This window comes from Cylindrospermum sp. FACHB-282 (assembly GCF_014697195.1).
In the GTDB taxonomy this organism is placed as follows: Bacteria; Cyanobacteriota; Cyanobacteriia; order Cyanobacteriales; family Nostocaceae; genus Cylindrospermum.
In genome coordinates, this window is the sequence record NZ_JACJRJ010000033.1 from 28,515 (window position 1) to 47,646 (window position 19,132).

Annotated in this window: 12 protein-coding genes and 1 pseudogene; 5 read left to right on the forward strand and 8 right to left on the reverse strand. The window is 43.0% G+C overall.

All coding sequences use genetic code 11. From position 1 onward, the window contains the following. The first annotated feature begins 54 nt into the window (after nucleotides 1-54). Entirely contained in the window at nucleotides 55-588 is a 534-nt protein-coding gene (locus tag H6G32_RS17235; protein ID WP_190460476.1) for a phosphoribosyltransferase, read from the forward strand. A 355-nt stretch (nucleotides 589-943) separates the two neighbouring features. Here the strand turns inward: H6G32_RS17235 and H6G32_RS17240 are convergent, their stop codons facing one another. Further along, nucleotides 944-1,861: an AEC family transporter gene (locus H6G32_RS17240; protein WP_190460478.1), complete on the reverse strand. Its 918-nt coding sequence runs from the start codon at nucleotides 1,859-1,861 to the stop codon at nucleotides 944-946. A 101-nt stretch (nucleotides 1,862-1,962) separates the two neighbouring features. Between H6G32_RS17240 and H6G32_RS17245 the strand changes: the two genes are divergently transcribed. Then, nucleotides 1,963-2,784 (forward strand): M15 family metallopeptidase, encoded by an 822-nt coding sequence (locus H6G32_RS17245; protein WP_190460480.1) that lies wholly within the window; start codon nucleotides 1,963-1,965, stop codon nucleotides 2,782-2,784. A 463-nt stretch (nucleotides 2,785-3,247) separates the two neighbouring features. On the opposite strand, the gene mrdA is transcribed toward H6G32_RS17245, so the two are convergent. Both mrdA and H6G32_RS17255 read right to left on the reverse strand, forming a co-directional pair. Next, complete coding sequence (gene mrdA / locus H6G32_RS17250; RefSeq protein WP_190460482.1) at nucleotides 3,248-5,050, reverse strand: penicillin-binding protein 2; 1,803 nt, start codon at nucleotides 5,048-5,050, stop codon at nucleotides 3,248-3,250. A gap of 195 nt (nucleotides 5,051-5,245) precedes the next feature. Beyond that, nucleotides 5,246-5,962 (reverse strand): annotated as a pseudogene (locus tag H6G32_RS17255) (hypothetical protein); the annotation flags it as partial. A 207-nt stretch (nucleotides 5,963-6,169) separates the two neighbouring features. On the opposite strand from H6G32_RS17255, the gene H6G32_RS17260 reads away from it, so the two are divergent. From H6G32_RS17260 to H6G32_RS17270, 3 genes are all read left to right on the forward strand, one after another. Beyond that, a complete protein-coding gene (locus tag H6G32_RS17260; protein ID WP_190460483.1) occupies nucleotides 6,170-7,318 on the forward strand; it encodes an ABC transporter ATP-binding protein in 1,149 nt (382 codons plus the stop codon). Between the two features lie 79 nt (nucleotides 7,319-7,397). Then, nucleotides 7,398-8,483 carry an ABC transporter substrate-binding protein gene (locus H6G32_RS17265; RefSeq protein ID WP_190460485.1) on the forward strand — a complete coding sequence of 362 codons (1,086 nt, stop codon included), beginning with the start codon at nucleotides 7,398-7,400 and terminating at the stop codon, nucleotides 8,481-8,483. A gap of 29 nt (nucleotides 8,484-8,512) precedes the next feature. Continuing rightward, entirely contained in the window at nucleotides 8,513-9,427 is a 915-nt protein-coding gene (locus tag H6G32_RS17270; RefSeq protein ID WP_190460486.1) for an ABC transporter permease, read from the forward strand. Nucleotides 9,428-9,468: 41 nt separating this feature from the next. Here H6G32_RS17270 and H6G32_RS17275 read toward each other — a convergent pair whose 3' ends face one another. From H6G32_RS17275 to H6G32_RS17290, 5 genes are all read right to left on the reverse strand, one after another. Next, a complete protein-coding gene (locus H6G32_RS17275) occupies nucleotides 9,469-9,846 on the reverse strand; it encodes a response regulator transcription factor (protein WP_190460488.1) in 378 nt (125 codons plus the stop codon). A gap of 285 nt (nucleotides 9,847-10,131) precedes the next feature. After that, on the reverse strand, nucleotides 10,132-13,146 hold the full coding sequence (locus tag H6G32_RS17280; RefSeq protein WP_190460490.1) for a PAS domain S-box protein: 3,015 nt from the start codon (nucleotides 13,144-13,146) through the stop codon (nucleotides 10,132-10,134). Further along, nucleotides 13,139-15,115 (reverse strand): sensor histidine kinase, encoded by a 1,977-nt coding sequence (locus H6G32_RS17285; RefSeq protein WP_190460492.1) that lies wholly within the window; start codon nucleotides 15,113-15,115, stop codon nucleotides 13,139-13,141. The genes H6G32_RS17280 and H6G32_RS17285 overlap by 8 nt, the downstream gene beginning before the upstream one ends. Then, on the reverse strand, nucleotides 15,102-15,230 hold the full coding sequence (locus tag H6G32_RS27135) for a hypothetical protein (protein ID WP_255502444.1): 129 nt from the start codon (nucleotides 15,228-15,230) through the stop codon (nucleotides 15,102-15,104). Before H6G32_RS27135 ends, H6G32_RS17285 begins: the two co-directional genes overlap by 14 nt. Before the next feature lie 208 nt (nucleotides 15,231-15,438). After that, complete coding sequence (locus H6G32_RS17290) at nucleotides 15,439-19,068, reverse strand: hybrid sensor histidine kinase/response regulator (protein ID WP_190460494.1); 3,630 nt, start codon at nucleotides 19,066-19,068, stop codon at nucleotides 15,439-15,441. Nucleotides 19,069-19,132 lie beyond the last annotated feature (64 nt).

A 19,132-nucleotide genomic window follows, 5' to 3' on the forward strand; every position in this document is an offset into this window, starting at 1 on the left:
CTTGCTCTCATATTAAGACAGAAGATTTGCGTTTTCCTTCAGTACTATAGCCCTATGTCAGACCTTTACATTTCTTGGTCAGATTATCACCACAAGATTGAACAATTAGCAGTTCAAATTTATCAATCCGGTTGGCAATTCGACCAGATTGTTTGTATCGCTAGAGGGGGACTGCGAGTAGGGGATATTCTCTCACGTATATACAATCAACCGCTGGCAATCTTAGCCACCTCATCTTACGGTGGCAGTGGCAAGCAAGAAAGAGGCAGTTTAATTGTTTCTTGCCACTTGACTATGACTACTGAAAAATTAGGTTCGCGGATTCTTTTAGTAGATGACTTGGTAGATTCTGGAATCACCCTCCAACAGACTCTCCCTTGGCTAAAGCAAAAGAGCGATTTCCCCATTGAGGAAATTCGCACCGCCGTACTTTGGTATAAAGCCTGTTCAGTTATCGTCCCGGATTTCTATGTCGATTACCTACCCGATAACCCTTGGATTCACCAACCCTTTGAACACTACGAAAGTATGACTCCGGCTGAACTGGTATCAAAGGTAAATCAACCTCTTTGGGAAATTAAAAATTAAGAATTAAAAATTAAAAATCTAGGACTTAACGGACACAATATAGTAGGCGTTGCTGAATTAGAATATGAAATTGGGAAATTTAACCTTTTTAAGCTTGATTCTTTGCGCCTTTGCGCCTTTCCGTGACACATATTCATATTTTTAATCAGCAACGCCAAATAGTAAATATGGGCTACGGTTTGTGTCATTAAAAATCATGATTCGTGCTGGGCAGCACCCTACAGGTAGGATTGCTGCCCAGCATCAAAAAAGCCTAAACAGAGGGTAAATTCCTACGGTGCGTAAGCCCTAAAATCCTGTAAACCATGATTAATTCACCATTTAAAATCCAAAATCCAAAATCCAAAATCCAAAATCAAAATAGCCACAGCAATACTGGGATGGTAACTAGCAATACGATAACCCCCATTGCTAAGGCAGTAACTGCAAGGTCACGGTCAAGATTAAAGGTTTCAGCTATTACTAATGTGGCAAATGCTGGAGGCATAGCCATCTGTAGGACAATTACCTTGGCTGGGTCGCCAGTTACACCAAAAAATGGTAATAAACTGCCTAACATCACGGGAACTAACAACATTTTAATTACCAAGCTGATTCCCGCTTGGGGTATTTTATCCCAAGAATTTAGCCGGGAGAGTCGCATTCCAATTAACATTAGAGATAAAGCCACCATAGTCCAACCCAATACTTCTAGGCAGGATTCGACTAAGCTAGGAATTGCTACTTGGCGAAATATTAACCCAAATCCAAAACTCCACAAAGCAGGATTAATTAAGATGGCTCTAGCTGTCTGCCCATAATTACTAACGCTGCTGCTAAAATTGGCGGCTAGGGCGACACCTAAGCCATAAGATCCGATCAGTGACCCCAGTAAATCATAAAATAGCGCCCAGGCAAAGTATTCCTTGCCTACCATTGCTAGGGTGATGGGAAAGCCTAAATAACCTGTGTTACCCACCATTGCTGCTAGGATCAAACTACCCTGAGTTGCTGGTTGGGGGGTGGTGTTGGTGAAATAAACTTGACCTTTAATTCCTACCCAAGCGAGAAAGGCTCCTAGTAAAATGGCTAAATAGGCGATCGCAGGTGCTATCCAAATCTGCCCCGATAAATCGGCTTGGCGTAAAAAAGATACGATGCTGATAGGCCCTCCCACCCAAAAGAGAAACTGACCTAAACGGGTAGGCACTGTGTGAGGTAGTTTGCGTCCCAGCATAAATCCTACTAGGACTAATCCCCCCAGCTTGACGTATAGTTCTAGCAGGTTTATCAAAATTAAGCCTAGGAATGCAGATTTGAGATATTACCTGTTAAGTTCACTTTTGTCTAGTTCATAATCTGTTATGGTAATTCAACAAATACAGGAGTTAATTTTTGAATAAGGCTGGGGTTCCTGGAAACCCGCAAAACTCATCGGCTTCATCTGGCGATGATATTCCAGCGGCTTTACGCGATAATCCAGATGCAGCAACCAAGGTGTACTTGCAACCCCAGGTTTTACTGATTGGGGGAGTAGTGGGATTTTTGCTGCTGGCGGTAATTAGTGGGTTTTTGTTTTCCGTGACTGCACCCAAAAAAACGGACAATTCTCAACCAACGCCTGCTAACACAGCATCTGCACCAAATACACAATCTGATAATTCTGTCAATATTAATGGAAATAATAACGATACTATATTAGGGCATTTCGTATATCCAGAAGCAGTTGAGTCAGAACTAGCTGCAATTTCCGCAGATGGACGCATTAGAATGCGAAAAGCTGCTGCCGAAAAGTTTCAGGCGATGTCACAAGCAGCGCGGAGTGCAGGTGTGATTTTGGTGCCAATTTCTGGCTTTCGCTCAATTAAAGAGCAAGAACAGTTGTTTTTTGCTGTTGGTGCCCAGCGCAATCAAACCCCAGCCCAAAGAGCCGCTCTCAGCGCTCCTCCTGGTCATAGTGAACATCATACAGGTTACGCAGCGGATATTGGCGATGGCGCAGTACCTGCAACTAATCTCCAAGCTAATTTTGACAATACTAAAGCTTATCAGTGGCTACAAGCAAATGCAGCCCGTTTCGGTTTTGAGTTGTCTTTTCCCAAAGATAATCCCCAAGGTGTGAGTTATGAACCTTGGCACTGGCGTTTTGTTGGCGATCGCGATAGTTTGGAAACATTCTACAAAGCCAGAAATCTCAAACCCACTCAGCCCCAATAATTCAATCTTAGATTTTAGATTTTTGGATGATTTTTTTGATGCGTCTCTTTACGCATCCTACCCGTAGCGTGCGTTCCCTAACGCACGAATTAAAACTTTTAATCACACAAACCACACCCCATATTTGCCATTTCCTGTCCGTTAAGTCCTAAATTTTTGGGTTTCACTTCGTTTAACCGTGGCCATAACTGAGGCGCTGGGGCTTGATAACGTTTCCATCCCCGTTAGGGAGAAGTGGTTATGTAAAGAGTTCACCTTTGGAAACCTTGCTGAGAAAGGGTTTCAGACCCCCTAATCGACACCACTTTTAAAATTGTCAATAATGACGAAAATATTCTCAATAAGTGACTATCAACACAATGTATAAATAGTAAAATATGCTACTTAAAATGTTCAGATCCTTCAGATCCCCGACTTCTTAGAGAAGTCGGGGATCTAAACTTGGGGATCTTGTTGCTAAAAGTTATTTCTTATATTTCCCTGGATACTTCCGCGAAAAATATCCTTCCATCACATCTAAAATCATTGGTGCAGCTACGCTACCACCGCCACCTCCAGAATGTTCAGCAAAAGCGACAATCAAAATTTCTGGTTTATCAGCGGGAGCATAAGCACCAAACCAAGCGTGATTTTCTTTCACACCACGCCTCCAAGCTTCCGCCGTGCCACTTTTACCAGCAACTGGAGGAAGGGTTGGCTGTTTCAAAGTCTTACCCGTACCATCAGACACCACCTTCCGCAACCCCTGTTGGAGAACTTTGATAGTTTCTGGCTTCATATTTAGCGATTCCCGCCAGCTTCTTGCGTCTTCATTATCTTTGAGCAAATGGGGCTTAACGCGATAACCACCATTAGCAGGTACAGCGAACATCACAGCTACTTGCAGAGGAGTAGTTTGTAAAGCACCTTGACCAATTGACATATTAATGCTATCACCTACAGTCCAAGGCATTTTAAAAACTTTCTGCTTCCAAGTCTCATCAGGAACTAAACCTTTCGCTTCTTCTGAGGCGAACTCAAAGCCGGTTTTTTGACCAAATCCATATTTGCGAGTCCATTCAATCAAACTAGGCCCGCCAACCGCTCGACCAATTTGATAAAAGAAAGTATCACTACTCATAGCCATCGCCCCTGTAAAACCTAAGGGGCCAAATCCGGCATGATTCCACTCACCAAAACGGGTACCACCAATAGTTAAAGAACCGTAGGTTTGCAACACGGTGTTAGGAGAAAATTTACCTGATTCCAGCCCCGCTGTGGTGGTGACAATTTTAAAAGTACTAGCGGGGGGAAAGGCACTGAGGGCGCGATTGACCAAAGGATGCTCGTCACCTTGGACAGTTTTCCAATCTTTTTGGGAGAGTTTTTGCTTAGAGAAAATATTGGGGTCGAAGGTGGGGTAAGACACCATTGCTAAGACAGCACCATTTTTGGGGTCAAGGGCAACGATCGCACCGTTGCGATTCCCTAAAGCTTTTTGAGCAGCCTTTTGCATCTCCAAATCTATCGTCAAGTGCAAATCTTTACCAGCTTTTGCCTGTTTCTCTCCCAACACCCGGAGTGGTCTACCAGCACCATCCACTTCTACCTGCTGACCACCCCATTCTCCCCGCAGGGTTTGCTCATAAGCCTTTTCCACCCCCATCTGACCAATTACATCTCCCAGACGGTAGCCGAAGGGCTTCTTTTCTTCTAACTGTTCAGCAGTCAGTTCACGAGTGTAGCCGAGTATATGGGCCAATTCCTTACCGTGGGGATAATAACGAACAGCTTCCGTATGAATTTCCACATCAGGCAGTTCGTTTGTATACTCCTTCAAAGCCGTGATTTCGGCTTCATTCAGGTCGCGAGCAATGCGGATGAGAGAAGAAGAGTTAGCACCAGCCTTTTCTAGTTTCTCTTCCATTTCATCTTGGGGGATATCGAGAATTTTCGCCAGACGCGGGCCGACAACTGACCATGAAGGCTTAGTATGTGCCATTGGCCATAAATATACAGACCGGGGATAGCGAGTGCTAGCTAAAAGTTTGCCATTGCGGTCAAAAACGTTTCCCCGTTCCGGTTGTTTGGGAATCATCCGAATCCGGTTCGCCTCTGCCCGCTTTCGGTGGTGTGCTCCTTCAATAATTTGTAAATATGCCAAACGAACCCCTATTCCCGATGTCATCAATAAGGTAAATATGATTAAAAATAGCGGCTGTAAATTCCGGCCAACTGTACGTGTATTTTTTTGGCTGCTCAGTGGGGATGGTTGCAACAAGGTCATAAGATTAAACAGAATTTCAAAATTAGGATTACCTATATACAATAGTGCTAGAATTGTGCTGCGTTTTAAGCAGACAATCAACCGAAAGAGCCTAGCTTTTGTGAAATATTTCCAATACAAAGAATAGACAAAAATCTAAGATTTCGTCTACTCAACATATTCTACTAGTTAGCCATAGTACTTACAAGCAGGGCATTTTCCTGATAATTCTAGCTCTAGGGGGGATGCTGAATTAGCGAGGGAGGAGGAAGCATCAAAGCCCAACTTACAGCGATTTTCAGGTAAATGATCTTTACCTTGGACGCTTTTCCAGTCTTTTTCGGAGAGTTTTTGCTTGGAAAAGATATATGGGTCAAAGGTGGGGTGAGATGCCATTGCTAAGACAGCGCCGTTATTTGGATCGATGGCGACGATCGCACTTTGGTATTTTCCTAAAGCTTTGCCTGCTGCCTTTTGCAAATCCAAATCTATAGTTAAGTGTAAATCATTTCCAGCCTTTGCCTGTTTGTCTCCCAAAACCCGGATGGGGCGGCCTGCACCATCTACTTCCATCTCTTCTTGGGGGATGTCGAGAATTTTTCCTAGACCTGGGCCGACAACTGACCATGAGGGCTTAGTATGTGCCATCGGCCAGAGATATACAGACCGAGGATAGCGAGTACTAGCTAAAAGTTTGCCTTTACGGTCAAAAATATTGCCCCGTTCCGGCTGTTTGAGAATCATCCGAATCCGATTAGCCTCTGCACGCTGCCGGAGTTTTGGCCCTTCAGCAATTTGCAAATATGCTAAACGAGTACCGAGTGCCGAAGTCATCACTAGGGTAAATATAATTAAAAATATTGACTGGAAACCACGCCCGACGGTACGGGTATCTTTTTTGCTAGTAAGTAAGGATGTTGGTAATATAGCCATAAGACAAAGAAAGATTCGGAAATTGGCATTAACTGTATAAAATTATTCGCAGATGCTACCCGGTATTGAAAATTAAACAATGGGGGTGTATATTCCTAATCTATTGTTTTTGGCAGATACAATAAACCAAAGAGTCACCTGTAGTCTGCTTAATAGACTACATTAATAGACTAAGTCTCGTAAGATCACGGCATTCTACTGAGGATTATGGCTCAAACTGTGATGCAAAATCAGAGGGGGATAACAAGTTTTCAGCCGCTAGATGTTGAACTGCGTAACGTATTCAAGTTTTTCAACCAAGAACCAGCAGTACATGGTGTAGATTTGGATGTCAGACAGGGAGAATTTTTTAGTATCCTGGGTCCCTCCGGTTGTGGTAAGACAACCACACTGCGCTTAATTGCTGGATTTGAAACGGCTGACGCTGGCAAGTTATTGATTCGGGGTCAGTCCATGACTAATGTGCCCCCTTACCGCCGACCTGTCAATACTGTATTTCAAAGCTATGCGCTGTTCAATCACCTGAATGTGTGGGATAACATCGCTTTTGGGCTGCGGTTAAAAAAATTACGCAAATCAGAAATTGACAGCCGAGTTACAGAAGCTTTAAAGCTGGTGAAAATGGAAACTTTGCGATCGCGCGTTCCCAATCAACTTTCTGGTGGTCAACAGCAACGAGTAGCTTTGGCAAGGGCCTTGGTCAACCGTCCCGCCGTTTTGCTACTGGATGAACCCCTGGGGGCGTTAGATTTAAAACTCCGCAAGGAAATGCAGGTTGAGTTATCAAATTTACACAAAGACTTGGGATTGACTTTTATCATGGTGACACACGACCAAGAGGAAGCACTGTCCTTGAGCGATCGCATTGCTGTGATGAATCAAGGCAAAATCGAGCAAGTCGGCACTCCCAGCCAAATATACGAACAGCCCCAAACATCCTTTGTCGCTGATTTTATTGGCGATACTAACTTATTCAGCGGTGAAATCGCGGCGATAGACTCCACTTACGTGAAAATTGTCACAAAAACCGGACTCACAATTGTTGTCAGCCGCTCTGAAGATACACCAACTGAATTATCGCAAGTAGTCGTAGTCAGCGTCCGTCCAGAAAAAATTCAGCTCTCGCTTTATCAACCCAATATACCAACAAACTGCTTTGAAGGACGGCTTGTCAATGTCATGTATTTAGGTACTCATGTTAATTATGTTGTTGAGTTGACTAACGGCATCAGCATCAGTGTTTTGCAACCAAATACCTTTGGTACTTTGCCAAACCGTGACACAACCATCTACGCTTGGTGGACAGAAACTGACTGTTTAGCTATTAGTCAAGAGTCAAAAATCCATAGTCTATAGATGTCTAGCTAGTATTCCAAAATTACGGGTTGATAAATTGGCAGAAAACTAATCACAAATGATAAATGGCCAGTGACTAATGACTAACAGACGGCAATTTTTAAAAGAGATGGCAGCACTTGGTAGTTTGTCGTTAGCTGGTTGTGGCTGGAGGCTTGCTAATATACGAACTAATTCTCCTACTGCTGGTCAACGTGAGCAACTGTATATCTTTACCTGGTCACAATATACTGATAAAGAATTACTAGCAGCATTTAGCGCCCAAACTGGCATGAAAGTTTTGGCAGATGTGTACGATTCCAACGATGTCATGCTGACGAAGCTGCAAGTCGGGGGAGGTGGTACTTACAGCATCATCTATCCATCTGACATCGCAGTGCAGAAGATGTTGGATCAAGATTTATTAACAGAAATAAATCACGATCGCTTAGTCGGATTAGATAATTTATACCCCCAGTTTCAGAACCCTAGTTATGATCCTCATAACAGATACAGCGTTCCCTTTAATTGGGGTACAACAGGGTTAATTTATAATTCTGAAAAACTCGAAACCGCACCAGAAGATTGGGATTATCTTTGGCAAAACAAAGAAAAACTTAATAAGCGGATGACTTTACTCAATGATCTCCGGGAGGTAATAGGGGCAACACTGCGGATGCTGGGATACTCTTATAATTCGCAAAATGAAACAGAAATCAAACAAGCTTATGAAAAGTTGAAAGCCCTGAAACCAGCAGTTTCTGCCTTTGACACCGATGCTTGGCAAAACCAACTTTTGGCAGGAGATTTACTCCTGGCAATGTGTTACTCAGGAGATGCGGTGAAAATGTCCAGAGAAAACCCCAAACTAAAATTTGTGATTCCTCGCAGTGGTTCAACATTATGGACTGACAATCTGATAATTCCCAAAGATGCTCCTAATTTAGCTGGCGCTTATGCTTGGATTAACTGGATTTTACAACCAGAAGTATCAGCCCAATTCACTGAACGTTTGAACATTGCTACACCGAATAGAGCCGCATTTGAGTTATTACCAACGAGAATACAAGAAGATACATATTTATTTCCTCCCGCGTCAAGTTTAGAAAAATGTGAACGGGTTATTCCTTTAGGCAAATATGAAGAAGTTTACCAGCGTTATTGGACTCAATTAACCAGCAGCTAACTTAAATTACAAATCTAGAAATCAGGCTTGTGTCTACACAAATTCATAATTCTCCCCTAGATTCCCCTGGCAAAATTGCCAAAATCCAAAAATTACGCCCACAAATAGACTGGCTCTCACCCTTGGCATTACTTGCACCAGCCGGCATTTGGTTATTCCTTTTGCTAGTGCTGCCAACATTGATTATTTTTGAGTTGAGTTTAGTCCCAGACATTCGACCGGGAGATATAGTCAATCCCAGTGGATTTAGCAACTACATCCAGATACTTGATCCCATTTATTTACAAGTAATCTTACGCTCACTGTTTTTGGCAGTCAGTACTACAATCATTTGTTTAATCTTGGGTTTTCCCGTGTCTTATTGGATTGCTCAAATGGCACCAAAGCGCTGGCGAAATTTGCTGCTATTAGGCTTTGTCTTGCCTTTATGGACTTCCTCCTTATTGCGCTCCTATGCTTGGATTACTATTCTGCGTCCGACTGGTTTATTAAACAGTATACTAACGAATTTAGGCTTACCTGCTTTAGAATTACTTAACCGAAATCCATCTGTATTAATTGGTATGAGTTACAGCTTACTACCCTACATGGTTTTGGTTTTATATGCTTCTTTAGAAAAGCTAGACAAACAGTTGCTAGAAGCAGCCGCTGATTTAGGTGCAAATCCAGTGCAAACTTTTTGGCAAGTGACCGTACCCCAAACTTTGCCAGGAATTACTGCTGGTTCTATGCTTGTATTCATCACCGCATTAGGTGATTTTGTTGATCCCGAATTACTCGGTGGTGCTTCGAGTATGACAGCAGCGCGGTTAGTGTATAACCAGTTTCTCGGAGCTACTCAAAACTGGGGATTTGGTTCAGCTTTGAGTATGACATTAATTATGCTTGTGAGTATGGCGATCGCACTTTTGATTAAGTTTGGCGAGGAACTACCGAAGCGATAGAACCTGTTGGACAAAAACCACTTTTTGTCGTGGACATTGCCTCAAAATCCCAACACCTGCTTTGATTTTTCAAGGACTTCTTTGGGGCGGAATGGTTTAGTTAGATATAAATCTGCACCAACCTCAATTCCTTTTTGTTTATCAAATTCCTGTCCTTTAGCTGTCAAGATCACGATGTAGATGTCAGTCATTTGCCAGTCGTGTTTAACGATTTGGCAGACTTTCAGACCATTCATTTTAGGCATCATCACATCAAGAAAAACCAAATCTGGTTTTTCAATTTTAATCATTTCGAGAGCTTCTTCTCCATTTTTAGCAGTTAGAAGCTCAACCCCCTCGTCTTCTAATGCTTCTAGGGCTTGTTCCATCAAAATCAAGATATTAGGTTCATCGTCAACAATCAGAATTTTTTGGGTCATACGATTTTGGATTTTGGATTTTGGATAGGACTTACTTCCTTTGGAAATTCATCCTAATTTTGGGCTTTTTTAATGGTGTTTTGATGGGTCTCTTGACGCATCCTACTCGTAGCGTGCGTTCCCTAACGCACGGATTAAGATTTTCAATGAATAAAGCCAGCCTACATATTTAGCATTTTTTGTCAATGCGTAAGTCCTAAGGGATTAGGTTTAGGGATTGAGAAATAGGGATTATGGTTTAGGAGAATTTTCCAGTCCCCAGTCCCCAATCCCCAGTTGATGCAATTAGTGATCAGACAAAATAATGAAGAATACATTCTCCAACTCCTTTTCAAACCGTAGGGCTTTGACTAGGTCTGTTTCTTGAGAGAAGATAGAATCGATGATGATCATGTCAGGTTTAGCTGACAAGGCTTTATGGATGCATTCTTGTGGGTTGGAGGCTTCAATCACACTGTATCCCTGAGTTTGCAGCACATCTGATATGGTTTTTAAGGTTGAAGCATTTTTATCGACAACCAAGACCTTTTTGCTGGAAGTACCTTGGGAAAGCAGTGAGCCAATTTCGTTGAGGAGTTTCTCTGTGTTGATCGGCTTGGTAAGATAGCGATCAATGCCAATGTGATAGCCCCGTTCCTTGTTTTCAATAATTGACAGAATGATGATCGGAATATCTGCGGTCTGGGGATCATTTTTAAGGACGGCTGCCACATCAAAGCCGTTGATTTGAGGCATCATTACGTCCAGAAGAATCAAATCGGGACGGACTGTTTTGATTTGATGAATCGCATCCACACCGTCTTTTGCTTCCCGAACATTGTAACCTTCGTTTTCCAGTTGTTGACGGAGCAGTTCCCGAATGTTGACATCATCATCTACCACCAAAATGGTTTTGCGGTTTTCATTCTGCACAGCGTTTGTGGTGATGACGTGTTCTTTGAGTTGTTTGACCAGGGCATTTAGATTTAGACTGGTACTGGTTTTGCGATAGCTTTGGTCGCCAGAGTAGGCATCGCTGACGTAGGTGGGAACGATAAACGAGAAGGTACTGCCCTTGCCTGGTTCACTCTCCACCCAGATTCTACCACCGTGATGATCGATGATTTGTTTGCAGATAGGCAGTCCTAACCCTGTACCCTTGGGTTTGTCGGTGAGGGTGTCACCAACTTGGCGGAATTTCTCAAACACTTTTGGCTGGTCTTCAGGTACAATGCCAACGCCTGTGTCAATAATGCTGATGCATACACCGTCGTTTTCTTGTTTGACGCGGCAGATGACAGAACCAGATTCAGTGAATTTAACGGCATTGGAAATCAGGTTGATGAGGACTTGCAGCAGCCGATTGCGATCGCCTATTATCTGAGGCAGTCCGAGTTCAATCTCTCTCACCAACTGCAAGCCATTGGTTTCAAACAACCCGGCTGTAGACTTGGTTGCCCAATCTAATAACTCGCTTGGGTCGAGGGGCTGCATCTGCCATTCCACTTTACCTGCTTCCATCTTGGCGATATCTAAAACATCGTTAATTAAAGACGTGAGCCGTTCTGCTTCCAACACAATAATGTTGAGATTGTCACCCACCCGCTTGATCGTTTTCTGAAGCTTGCGGTCTTCGGTAGAAAGTATTGGGAAGACATCAGTTTCCAGCTTTTCTTTAATGATGGACGCAAAACCGAGGACAGAAGTTAATGGTGTCCTTAACTCGTGGGAAACCGTGGAGATGAAGTCTGTCTTCATTTTGTCAATCTCCTTTTCTGCCGTCACATCCCGAATCAGCAACGCAGAACCGAAGCAGACAGTGGGTTCATTGGCTGCCGTCTTTTTAAAGATGGCTGTTGCCACTGCATGACCAATGCGTTCCTTTGCCAGTGCAACTTCAGCAGCGAACACCTCTCCGGGATGAGATTTCGTTCGTTCAATCAGGTCTGCTAAACCGGATATCGGCAGTTCCCGGTAGTGACCTTTGAGGGCGGTGGCTGTCAATCCATGCATGGCTAAAAAGGCAGGATTGAAGTGAGTGATCAGTCCTGCGATGTCTGCCACCAACAAACCATCCGCTAAGTTATCTAAAATGGCATTTAACCCCTGGGCTTCTGCTAAGGTATTTTGCAGGGCAGATGTTCGTTCGGCAACTCTGGCTTCCAGTTCCTGATTTAGTTGCCGCAGAGCGATTTCTGCTTGTTTGCGAGCAGTAATATCAGTATTAATTTCTAGCATGGCACAGGGTTGACCGGATAAATCGCGTTGCAAAGTCCAGCGGCTCTGAACCGTTATGGTTCTGCCGTTGCGGGTGATGTGTTCCACTTCTCCTTCCCAACTGCCCTGCTGTAAAAACTCCGCCATAACGGCTTCTTTTGGTTTTGGAAAGGTTTTTTTGAGAAATGTGTGAATGTATTGGTCTTTCACGAACTCTCGAGTCCAGCCGTAGAGTGTCTCTGCACCTTGATTCCAGTATGAGATTTTGTTGCTCATGTCGCGGACAATAATCGCATCGCTAGAATGATTTAACATCTCCATGAGACGCTGATTTTCGGCTTCTGCTAGCTTGCGTTCGTGAATATCGGTGCAGGTGCCAACCCATTCACGGATGCTGCCGTCTGCTGCTAGGACGGGGGCACCACAAACAAAAAAGTGGCGGTAAGAGCCGTCTTGGCCACGAATCCGGTATTCTACTTCATAGAGGCTGCGGTTGGCCACAGCTTCACCCCAAACAAGGGCTGTGCGATCGCGATCGTCAGGATGAACGGCATCAATCCAGCCTCCGTTTTCAGCTTCAGCTAAACTTTGACCCGTATAAGCTATCCAGCTGGCCAGTTCAAAGCAAATTCCTGCTGGTGTAGATACCCAGACAATTTGTGTAGTTGCAGTTACCAGAGAGCGATATCGTGCTTCACTCTGTTTCAGGATTTGTTCGGTATGTAGACGTTCATGCTGGGCGCGTCGGAGGTCGCTGATATCCTCTACACTCGACCAGATCAAGCACTCTCCATCCTTTTCAATCAGCTGCCCAGACAGCCTAATGGGAACTAGATGCCCGTCTTTGTGGATATACTCTTTCTCATAGGGCCCATAACGACCAGTCTGGATCAGGGTCTCTACTAAAGCTTGATCGGCTCTGGCATACTTTTCAGGGGTAAGCTGCTGGTGGCTCAGGCTTAGGGTTTCCGGAATAGTACGCCCCAAAATGGCAGCATAGGCGGGATTGATGTCAATCAGGGTTCCATCCATTCGGCACAGTACCAGCCCAACGGGACATTGTTCAAATAGCTGACGGCTGTATTCATCAAGTTGGCTAGACATGATTTTGGTTTCCTTCTTGGTCGATGTGGGTAGGGTTAGGACAACAGAACCAAGACAACAAGGTGGCGTAGAGCTTTAACGAAATTGGGTGACGTTGGAATATCTGGTAAATTTGCTCAGGTGATGCAGCGCCAATCTTTGGACTCTGCTCTGAAAGTCGCTGAATCAGTTGATTATGGCGTATTAGTAGATCAGTTGGTTTGAGCATTGGAGTTGTTGAGGAAATGAAACCGTCTGCATCGGCAGTGGGGGATAATTCGATTGTGTTCGTAGCGATCGCCAAATTGTGATTTTCAACAGCGTTCACCACTGAACAATTCACCGGAATCTGAATCCAGAATTCTGTCCCTTCACCTGATTGGGAACGACACTTGATAAATCCCTGGTGTCTGTGCACAACAATTTGGTAACTGATGGCCATGCCCAATCCGGTTCCCTTGCCAACCTCTTTTGTGGTGAAGAAGGGATCGTAAATGTGTTGGATGACATCCTCCTTCATTCCTGGGCCGTTATCGGCAATGCGAATCACCACAAACTGATTGTCGAGGACTTCAGTACGAATGGTGATTTGGGCAGTAGAGGGGGATATTTCCTGATTGTCCATTCCCTCCTCTAGAGCATCAATGGCATTTGCCAGGACGTTCATGAATACCTGATTCAACTGTCCGGGGTAGCATTCAATTAGGGGAAGTTTGCCATAGTCTTTAACAATTTCAATTTTCGGTCGGCGAATAGATGCTTTCAGGCGATGGTGAAGAATCATCAGCGTCCCATCGATGCCATCGTGGATGTTGACGGCTTTCATTTCTGCTTCGTCATGGCGAGAGAAGTTTTTCAGGGATTGTACAATTTCCACAATCCGATCAGTGCCCAACTTCATCGAATCCAGCAGTTTGGGGAGATCCTGGATGATAAATTCCAGATCGATAGTCTCTAACTCTAGTTCTATCTCTGGGGGCACAATAGGTAAGTATTTCTGATATTCTTGCAGCAGGTGCAACAAGCCTTGAGCGTACTCGGCAACATACCTCAAATTACCGCAAATAAAGTTAACCGGGTTGTTGATTTCGTGGGCTACTCCGGCAATAAGTTGCCCCAAACTCGACATTTTCTCGCTTTGGATTAATTGGGCTTGTGCCAATTGCAACTCATGGAGAGCTTGCTGAAGCCTTTCTGTTTGGGCTTTTGCCTCGACAGCGGCATGAGTGCTTTGCTCGTAAAGCACAGCTTTTTCAATGGCGATCGCAGTTTGTGAGGCAAAGATACTCACGAGTTTGAGGTGTTCAGCCTTGTAGGCGTCGGTTTTGGGCATCCCAATGGCGATCGCACCCAATACCCGCTCCTTGGCTCTCAACGGTACACAAATCAAAGCTTTCACGTTTTTCTGCCCCTCTAATCGAGGATCGGCTTGCACATCATTGATCAGTTCTGCCCGACCAGATTGCACAATGCTGCCAATGATTCCCTTGCCCGGTTCTGGCTGATTGTGGTCAAAAAACAGTCCAAATTCCGCAATGATTTCAAACTCAGTTGCCTCTGGACTCAGGAGTAAGATCATCCCCGCAGAGGATTCAATCAATTGACTCATTTCCTGAAGCACAAGTTGGGCAATCTGTCGCTTATCCAAACTCGTTGTCAGTTGAGTTGAGATATCCTCAAATAAATCAATTTCCTGGTATCTTTCCAGCAATTCTTTAGCGAGTTCTTTCTTCTCAGCCTCCTGTTTTGCCAGAAACGAGAGCAAAGCCGCCACTATGGTTGCTTGTTTTCCCCCAACAACCCAACCGATGATGTCTCCTGCTACCTCAATTGGATATCTATTTTCCTCAGTTTGTTCTCCAATCCTCATCAGTTTTGTACCGTCTATCAACTCAACATCAATCGTGATCTTCAGCTGATAGACTAATTCATGAAACAGAGATACCAAATCTTTTTTATTAAAAATCTTTTTAAGGCTAACTACGGACATGAAACACCTCAATGAGATCATCAAGAATCTCAACGGTTGCCTCAGTGTATCTACCCGTACTGCTTTGGGTAAACAAGCTACGGCTATCATCTCCGTAAAAAAGAGAAGTTTTCATAACAATCTAGGAATAGATTAATTTATTCAGTAAGATTATTCTTCCCAGAAAGTATTTTAGGATAACAGCAAATTTGATCTCTATCCATTAGTCACATATTTCGTAACAAAAGGAGAAAAGATTACAGATAGAAGAGTAGTAAAGTATTTGAGCGATTAAATCCAATAAAGAGGGGTTAGAAAGATGCGAGGCAATTCGCACAAGTTAATTAAGGATTGATCATTGCAGTATTTAATTGCTCCATATATCTGTTACTTAAACCATTGACAATAGAGATAAATTCATGCTCTAAATAAGGCTTGGTTAAGTAAGCAGTTGCACCCAATTCTTGAGCCAACTGACGATGTTTTTCTGCACTGCGAGAAGTGAGAATTACTACAGGCATTTTGGCTAAATTTTGGCTTTGGCGGATACTGCTTAACAACTCAAAACCATTCATGCGCGGCATCTCCAAATCTGAGATCACAACTTCAATCTCAGGATGCAACTGCAACTGTTCTAGAGCTTCCACACCATTTTGCGCTTGTATTACTTGATAGCCAGATTTTTGTAAAGTGAGAGAAAGGGTTTGCCGCAGACTAATGGCATCATCTACCACCAAAACCACTTTTGGTGATTTGTGAGTTGCCTCTACATAATGACCTGGCTGAATTTCTCTAGTATCTGTGGCAGCGGATGCAGCAAGTAAGGGTGTGGATGAAGTGAGATAACCCGATATTGATAAGGCTGATTTCTTTGACGAACGAGGTTCAAGAGTAGCCTGCATCTCCCTAGATTCCACCAGCAGAGTGCCATCGATGATTAAAATCAGGTTGCCATTGGCCAAGCTACTACAACCATAAACATATTTTGGCGGTGCGATCGCATTTCCTAAAGGTCTGATTACCAGTTCTTGTTCACCAATAATTTGGTCAACTTCTAAACCCATAATTCCTAAATTTCGCCGTAGTAAAAGCACAGGATTTTTCATGGCTGCTGTGTCAGCCTTAGTTGGGATATTATCTAGAGTAGTCGTGTTGAGCAGTGAACCATTGTAGTACATTAAATCCGCAAGTTTTCGGAGGCTAACTATCTGTTCATCCTGATCTGTATTCCAATGCAAAACTTTTTTGCCTTCAAATTCCCTAATTTGTTGAGCAGAGGGAATTAATATTTTTTCAATGCTGTCTAACAGCATGGCATAAACAACACCCCCAGCTTGGACTAGCATTAATTTATCTGTGGTCATAGAAAAAGGAATTTTGAGTAAGAATGTTGTTCCTTGGTTAGGCAATGATTGAACTGATATCGAACCGTTAAGTCCTTGCAACTGAGTCCGCACAATATCTAACCCCATACCGCGTCCCGAAATTTCACTTACCTTACCAGCGGTGGAAAATCCCGGTGAAAACATCAGTTCTAAAAGTTCAGCTTCAGTTGGGTTATGAACATAGCCTCCAGCTTCATCATCAGATGGTATGAGACGAAGTTCAATAGCTCTCTTGCGAACACTCTCTAAATTCAACCCCTGTCCATCATCCCGGACTTCAATAACAGTTTGACTCCCTTGATTATAGGCGCGTATTTCAATTAAACCTTGTTCTGGTTTGCCAAGGTCACGGCGCATTTGTGGTGGTTCAATACCGTGGTCAAAAGCATTTCTGACCAAGTGTAACAAGGGATCATACAGCTTTTCGGCGATCGCCTTATCTACTAGTACTTGTGTACCACCTAGTTTCAACTCTACAAGTTTCCTATAAACCTTACCCAGCTTAGTTACCATCTGGGAGAAGCGATTGAGGATATTTCCTAAAGGCAACATCCGCGCTTCTACTAAATTATCTATAATACCAAGAGTTAAACTATGTGTTTTGTCACTAATTTGAGAAGCTTGGCTCACGAGTAAGTCAAGAGACTCTGTAGTTTCTTGTAGTTGTAGGGTTTCCTCAATTGCTTCATGTAACGTCAGTTGAAATTCTGTATATGCATCCATTTCCAGAGAGTCAAAATTGACAGCAGCAACATTTTGTGTATTTTGCAATGCCACATTTTGCCTCTGTAATGGCAAATCCCGTAGTTGATTTAAAATTGTTTGATGTCGGGTAAGTTGCTGAGTTAACCGCTCAATGAGTTCTTGGATTTGTTCATTTTGTAAAGACCGCCGTTTTTGATAAATCAGCAATTCCCCTGTCAAGTAATTGAGGCGTTGTAGTCCCTCTACATCCACCCGCACAAATGAAGGTTGCCGAGATCTTTTATTTAGAGAAGGTAAGGATTTATCTTCTATTTGCTGGTTGATTTGTGTGGTATAATCAGGAATAATTTCAATTGCTGTTTCCGAAATATTTGTAACTATCTGCTCACTAATAACTGATGAAGTAACGCTTTCTAAATAATCATCATTTCTCACATCTTCTACAGTCTGAGTTATGGCTACTTCATCATCGGTCATATCTAGGCTAGATTCCTCTCCCCATATTGACTCTAAGAGAGAATCGTTAGTTTCCGCAGATATCGGATTAGATACTTCTTTGAAAACGAGCAATTTTTGCAACTTAGGACTGCCGAGCCAATTTTTTTCTTCAGCTGTCACTGGTGGGGAATTTTTATATTTTTTTGCCGATTGACGGATGTGCTTTCGTAGTGTTTTGATTACTGGAATAGCACTGTTAGCTTGCTCAACTGAGTACTGAAATTTAGCAACGGCAAGGAGGATGATTAAAATCACACCTTGGCGATAAAGACGAAGACTCTGGCTATCTTCTTGATCTTGGACAAAAGCCAGAAATTTTTTCAGCCAATTTTCTACATAATTTACCGGATTTTCCAACTCTGCTTGAGGAATCAACAATGTTAAAGATAGTTGTGACTCCGGTATTTCCATATAGTGGTTAAACCAGCCGAAAATGTAGCGAATAACTTTTAAATAAAACTTAGCATTTGCAGGTTTTATCGGCTCATTTTTAATTTTTCCAGGTATAGTTAAAAATTTATAAAAGTCTGCTGTGTTGCTCAGAAAAGTGGTGGCAAAAGATTTTGTGCTTACAGGTGTAATAGATAACTCATTTATTGCAGATGTTGTCAGTGTTTGCCAACTTGCAGAAGGTGTGCCACCATTGGTGCGATCGCCTGCTAGCACTGCTGTATGTGCCTGTTGTAAATCAGCCAGGGTAATTTCTGCAATCTGTAATACCTGACTGGGGTTGGCTGCCAATGCTGCCATCAGGGTTTGGGCAATTTCTCCTAATCCAGGCAAACCTAAAGATTGTGCCAAGCCAAGAAACACTTCAGCTTGAGAGCGCAAAAAATTCACAAATTCGGCGTTATCTGGTGGATTATTAATAGTTTCAGCGATACTTTCTAGGCGTTGCTGTACTCCTACTTCAAAGATAGACTGGACAATATCAAATCCCAATTCTTCGGAAGTAGGAATATGAGCATCTGCACCAAAAGCATCACCTAATTTTTCTTGCAACTGTGCAAATACTGTTGTTGATCTCTGAAGCAGTTCTTCACTATTAATAGTATTTGCTGTTAGTTCTGCGGTTAGTGCCAGACTAAGACACTCATAAGCTTGCAGTAGGAGGGTTTGCAATTCGGCATCTATTACCACATCTGGGCTATATAGAGCCTTAAACACATCTTCTAAAGAATGGGCGATCATTTTAATGACATCTAGCCCAACATTAGCGGCTCCACCTTTAATTGTATGAGTTGCTCGCATGAGGTTATGCACTTTGGCGGTGCTATAACCTTCTGATAAGCTAAATAATTCTTGTTCAATTATTTGTAATAATTCTGGTGCTTCGGCCAGGAAATAGCCGTAGCCTTGTTCGCGAATTGAAATATCTGTAATCATATTTTTGGATTATGTGGTGTTAAAAGATATTTTTGATATCAATGTTTTTATTTGGTTCACGCAG

What these genes read in the sequence shown, in the direction of transcription:
- H6G32_RS17285 (WP_190460492.1), bottom strand. Translation starts at nt 15,115, where the DNA reads ATGTCCGTAGTTAGCCTTAAAAAGATTTTTAATAAAAAAGATTTGGTA.
- H6G32_RS17265 (WP_190460485.1), top strand. Translation starts at nt 7,398, where the DNA reads ATGACTAACAGACGGCAATTTTTAAAAGAGATGGCAGCACTTGGTAGT.
- H6G32_RS17290 (WP_190460494.1), bottom strand. Translation starts at nt 19,068, where the DNA reads ATGATTACAGATATTTCAATTCGCGAACAAGGCTACGGCTATTTCCTG.
- H6G32_RS17280 (WP_190460490.1), bottom strand. Translation starts at nt 13,146, where the DNA reads ATGTCTAGCCAACTTGATGAATACAGCCGTCAGCTATTTGAACAATGT.
- H6G32_RS27135 (WP_255502444.1), bottom strand. Translation starts at nt 15,230, where the DNA reads ATGAAAACTTCTCTTTTTTACGGAGATGATAGCCGTAGCTTGTTTACC.
- H6G32_RS17235 (WP_190460476.1), top strand. Translation starts at nt 55, where the DNA reads ATGTCAGACCTTTACATTTCTTGGTCAGATTATCACCACAAGATTGAA.
- mrdA (WP_190460482.1), bottom strand. Translation starts at nt 5,050, where the DNA reads ATGACCTTGTTGCAACCATCCCCACTGAGCAGCCAAAAAAATACACGT.
- H6G32_RS17275 (WP_190460488.1), bottom strand. Translation starts at nt 9,846, where the DNA reads ATGACCCAAAAAATTCTGATTGTTGACGATGAACCTAATATCTTGATT.
- H6G32_RS17260 (WP_190460483.1), top strand. Translation starts at nt 6,170, where the DNA reads ATGGCTCAAACTGTGATGCAAAATCAGAGGGGGATAACAAGTTTTCAG.